This is a genomic window from Gemmatimonadota bacterium, assembly GCA_009838845.1.
In the GTDB taxonomy this organism is placed as follows: domain Bacteria; phylum Latescibacterota; class UBA2968; order UBA2968; family UBA2968; genus VXRD01.
Genome location: VXRD01000092.1, coordinates 1 through 1,613, shown reverse-complemented (window position 1 = coordinate 1,613; position 1,613 = coordinate 1). Strand labels below are relative to the sequence as shown.

The 1,613-nt window shown below is 50.8% G+C and carries 2 protein-coding genes; both read right to left on the bottom strand.

What is annotated here, in order from left to right; all coding sequences use genetic code 11:
• Window positions 1–176 precede the first annotated feature (176 nt).
• The gene (locus F4Y39_11865) at window positions 177–845 is read right to left on the bottom strand and encodes a hypothetical protein (protein ID MYC14414.1); all 669 of its coding nucleotides are present in this window, start codon (window positions 843–845) and stop codon (window positions 177–179) included.
• Window positions 838–1,515, bottom strand: coding sequence for a PspA/IM30 family protein (locus F4Y39_11860; protein ID MYC14413.1), 678 nt, complete (start codon window positions 1,513–1,515; stop codon window positions 838–840). Before F4Y39_11860 ends, F4Y39_11865 begins: the two co-directional genes overlap by 8 nt.
• Between the last annotated feature and the right edge of the window lie 98 nt (window positions 1,516–1,613).

Sequence of the window (1,613 nt, the reverse complement as noted above, 5' to 3'; positions counted from 1 at the left end):
TCTGTGAGCCTGCGGTCGAGTTCGTCCATTCTGGCGCTTAAGCGTTCTTCAGCATCGCTGGGGACGGATCCTCTGGTACGGTGCTCGACGTATTTGTATGCCGCTGATGCGAGAATGATTATCGCGACCATGATGCCAATTTCAAACATTACCATTATTTTGCCCTCCCACACACATTAGAGTTCATCCACGGGTCTCGCGAGGTGTTTTTCATCCCAGCGTTCGATTTCAGGAAAATGGTAAACGACCAGGCCCGAATCTGAGATTCGCATTTCCGCATGACCACTTATGGTTAATTCTCGCAGGATTTCTTCGGTTTTTTCAACTGTTATTCTGGTGTCCATGGCGGCTTCTGTCACGGTGAGACTGCCCCCTTTTTCCCGGGCGAGACGGAGTATGCGGTGCTGATTTTTGGCATGTGCTTTTTTGTCTCCCGATCTTTTGACCCTGCGACCTGCCCACCATATAAGTTGAGAGAATACGATTATAAAGAGGCCAGCACTGAGTTCTTCGTGCCTGAATGGGTTTGTGTCTGCCCAGGGGGGATGTTCTACCAGTGTAATGAGTACGAGCATGAGGCCGCAAAATCCCATAAGTGCAGCCATTCCTATTAAGCCATAAGCGAAGAGATAACGCATGGCACAACTCCCATCGGTGGCGAGGTCAGAGAGACGGTCAGGCACGCGCTTGAATGAATTGGTTGCGGTTTGGAAATCGCTGCTCGCACTGTGAACGCGCGCCTCCCAGTTGCCCTTCCATTTCTTTTTTATTTTTCGCTCCGCGTTGTTGACCGCGCGGTCAATTTTGCTGGCGATTTCATCGGCGAGTTTTTCCAGGTCACGCATCTTTTTGTCCCATTTTCTTTTTTAGCGCACTGAGTTCGTCTTCTACTGTGCTTTTGCGCTCGAGTTTGGAAAATTCTTCTTCCAGAGAGGGGTCGGCACTCGCCATTTCTTGATGGGCTTCTGCTTCGGCTTCTTCGGATTCGATGCGCTGACGGAATCGTTCAAAGCTCGAAAAAGCGTCTTCACCCACTCCTGAGAGGCCCCTGGCGATTTGCTTGCGGGCTTCGGCTGCACGGCGGCGAGCAATCAGGGTGCCCTGGCGGGTGCGGGCTTCGTCGAGTTTGGCTTTGAGTTGGGTGAGTTGTTGTTTGAGTTGGGACGAGGTTTTACGGCTTTCTTCGAGGGCGACTTCAAGGTCGTGCATGGCTTCCTGATTTGCAGCTTTGCGCTCGAGGGCGCGGCGTGCAAGGTCGTCTTCGCCAGCTTCAACGGCTAATTCGGCTTTTTTTTGCCATGCTTCGATTTGATCTTGTTTTTCGAGATATTGTCTTTCCAGGCGTTTTTCATTGGCTACAGCCGTGCCGACTGAGGCTGTGGCTTTGTTGACGGCTTCTTCCATTTCCAGAATCATCTGGCGGATCATTTTTTCCGGGTCTTCTGCGCGGGTGATCAGGTCGTTGACGTTGGCTTTGACGATGTCGGCCATTCTGTAAAAAATTCCGCGTGCCATGATCTTCTCCTTTCACAAGGTGCTGCATTTATGGGGATTCTGATGTTTTTTGTTGTCGCACTCTTTTTATGCAAAGTCTATGCCATGAGTGTGATGTG